Consider the following 3327-nt stretch of genomic DNA (forward strand, 5'->3'; position numbering starts at 1 on the left):
AGTTGCCATGCCTGGCACACTAAAAAAACAGGCTTTTTGAAAAAGCCTGAATAATGAGCACCACACCTGACTAACATTATATTTTCTGTTTTTTCCAGACTCCGAGAATGAGGGCTGTCACAATAGATCCAGCCAAAATCGCTGCTGCATACAGGAGCGGATGGTTGACGAGGCCTATTACGAATATTCCTCCGTGCGGTGCCGGGAGAGTGATGCCAAAAACCATGGTAAGTGCGCCGGCAAAAGCAGATCCGATTACACTGCTGATGATGACCCTGAGGGGATCAGCAGCTGCAAATGGAATTGCCCCTTCCGTTATAAAGGATATTCCCATAAAATAGTTGGTAAATCCTGATTTTCGTTCTGTTTCTGTAAATTTATGCTTAAAAAAAGTGGTAGCGAGTGCTATTCCGAGTGGAGGAACCATCCCTCCTGCCATAACGGCCGCATGCGGCCCAAGGCTTCCTGCCTGGATGGCAGCAATACCAAATGTAAAGGCTGCTTTATTAATCGGTCCGCCCATATCCACTGCCATCATTCCGCCAAGAATAATGCCTAGCAGAATGGCATTCGCACCAGATAATCCCTGCAGCCAGGAAGTCAAGCCAGTATTTATGGCTGTTACAGGGTCATTAATCACATAAAGCATAATTAATCCTGTAATCAGGATTCCAAAAACCGGGTACAGCAGAACTGGCTTGATGCCTTCAAGCTGCTGCGGCAGTTTATCAAACAATTTCTTAAGCCCTAATACAACGTATCCTGCAAGGAATCCTGCAATCAAGCCGCCAAGAAAACCAGCATGGGCCTGGGCTGCCAGATATCCGCCGACAATGCCCGGTGCAAACCCTGGCCGGTCAGCGATGCTGCTTGCGATGAACCCGGCAAGAATCGGAACAAGGAAGAAGAATGCACCATGATCTCCCCCGCCAATGTACCCCAGGGCACCTGCAATCGGATTATAGCTGGGGTCTTTTGGATCTGAGGCATGAATGCCAAAAAAGAATGAAAGGGCTATCAAAATGCCGCCTCCCACAACAAACGGAAGCATATTGGAAACACCGTTCATTAAATGCTTATAAAATCCCCCCAGTTTTGAGGTTGAACCGGCATCTTCACCGCTTCCAGCGGTATTTTTCCCCGCCTTATAAATAGGTGCCTCCTGTTTCATTGCCCGCTGGATCAATTCCTGGGGCTTCCTTATGCCCTGTGCGACAGGGACGATAATGACAGGCTTTCCTGCAAAACGGTCCATCTCAACCTGTTTATCGGCAGCAACGATAATGGCATCGGCCGCCCGTATTTCTTCATTAGTCAGTTTATTTTTTATCCCGGTGGAACCATTTGTCTCTACTTTAATGTTCACACCCAGCTCTTTCGCTTTCGCCTTTAAAGCATCAGCTGCCATGTAAGTGTGGGCAATGCCTGTCGGACAAGCAGTAACGGCAAGCAGCATCCTTGATGAAGCAAATTTTTCCGATTCATTCTGACTTTCGCTTTCTTGTTCTTTTTTATCAATCAGCTCAAGTATTTCACCTGCGGTTGAAGCGCTAAGCAGCTGACCGCGGAACTCTGCATCCATTAACAGGGACGAAAGTCTTGATAGCGTTTCCAAATGATCGTTATCAGCACCTTCGCTTGCTGCAATCATAAAGAAAAGATGTGATGGCTGGCCGTCCAGCGATTCATATTCAACCCCGCGGCTGGAACGTCCGAAGCAGATGCTTGGCTTTTTTACCGCTGCAGTTTTGGCATGAGGGATGGCAATTCCTTCTCCGATCCCTGTTGTGCTTTGTCTTTCCCTATGCAATATGGCGGCCTTGTAGCTAATGGGATCGTGCAGCCTTCCCGCTCCCTCCAGCTTGGCAACTAATTCGTCAATGACACTGTCTTTAGACTCTGAAGATAATTCAAGAATAATAGTGTCATATTGTAAAAGGTCTGTAATTTTCATAGTAAACCACCCTTCATTTCTTCAATTTCAATGTCGCCAAGCAAATTTTCGATATCACCCTGTCTGCAAAGATCAGCAGAAAAGGCAGTCGCACTCCCCGCGGCCAGACTGTATTTGAAGGCATCCAGCATGCCCGCTGTCACATATTTACCGATAAATCCTGCAACCACAGAATCTCCTGCTCCTGTAGAGTTCACTACACTCCCTTTTGGAACATTGGCTTTATATGTTTTGCCATCCGTGCATAAAACAGCTCCTTCACCAGCCATAGAGACGATAACATGCTGTGCCCCTGCTTGTGCAAGTTTTTTTCCGTAAAAGGCGGCTTTATCGAAGGAGTCAATTTCATCAGAAAAAATCTCTCCCAGTTCATGATGGTTAGGCTTAATCAGGAAAGGCCGGTGCTTCACTGCATTCAGCAATTCACTCCCGCTTGTATCGACAACTGCCTTGATATTGTTATCTCCGCAAAATTCAGTCACTTGTTCATAAAATCCGGCAGGCATGCTTTTAGGAATACTTCCAGAGAGTACCAGGATATCGTTTTCCTTCAGCTTTTTTATTTTATTTAACAGGTCTTGATAATTTTCGGAAGAGATTTCCGGACCGTTTCCATTGATTTCGGTTTCAGTATCTGTTTTTAATTTGATGTTAATCCGGGATTCTCCGGAAACCCTTGTGAAGTCCGTTTCAACATCTTCTTTCCTGAGGAAATCCGAGATAAATTCCCCTGTAAAACCGCCAATGAAGCCAAGTGCCCTGCTATTAACATTCAGCCTTTTTAATACTCTTGAGACGTTGATACCTTTGCCTCCTGGAAATCTGGCATCGTTCTTTACCCTGTTTAAGTGGCCGATTTTTAAATGTTCCACTTGAACGATATAATCTATCGAAGGATTAAGGGTTACTGTATAAATCATGCTGTCACAACCTTTGCTTTAGGGTTTTCCCTAAGCTCGTCCAAAGCCTCTGCATCATTTTCATCTGTTATGATCATTGCTTCATGAATATCTGCTACTTTAGCGAATGTCGATTCATTCAGCTTCGTGCTGTCAGCCAGAATATACACTTCATTGGATACAGAAATCGCCATTTTCTTGAGCAGTGCCTCGTCCGGGTCTGGAGTTGTGAATCCAAGTTCAGGATGTATGCCGTTAATACCTAAAAAGCATTTATCAAACCTGAATTGCGAAATGAAATTCACTGCAGTACTTCCTACTACGGCACTAGTAGAAACCTTTATTTCTCCCCCGGTAATCAGTGACTTTATCTTATTTTCCATCAGGAGCTGAATATGCATCACTCCATTTGTAAGAACGGTTACATTTTTATTTTTCAAAAAAGGAATCATTTCCATTATTGTTGTTCCGGCA

At 44.8% G+C, this 3327-nt stretch carries 3 protein-coding genes; all 3 read right to left on the bottom strand.

Annotation, left to right across the window (positions count from 1 at the left end; genetic code table 11):
- Positions 1 to 76: 76 nt before the first annotated feature.
- A complete protein-coding gene (locus BIV59_RS14410) occupies positions 77 to 1954 on the bottom strand; it encodes a PTS fructose transporter subunit IIABC (RefSeq protein ID WP_071352173.1) in 1878 nt (625 codons plus the stop codon).
- Positions 1951 to 2874, bottom strand: a complete 924-nt coding sequence (gene pfkB / locus BIV59_RS14415) for a 1-phosphofructokinase (protein ID WP_071352174.1) — start codon at positions 2872 to 2874, stop codon at positions 1951 to 1953. The genes BIV59_RS14410 and pfkB overlap by 4 nt, the downstream gene beginning before the upstream one ends.
- Positions 2871 to 3327: sugar phosphate isomerase family (locus BIV59_RS14420; protein ID WP_139194379.1), on the bottom strand; the 457-nt coding region annotated here is incomplete at its 5' end. The genes BIV59_RS14420 and pfkB, both read right to left, overlap by 4 nt.

The sequence above is a fragment of the Bacillus sp. MUM 13 genome, assembly GCF_001866725.1.
Lineage (GTDB): Bacteria > Bacillota > Bacilli > Bacillales > DSM-1321 > Peribacillus.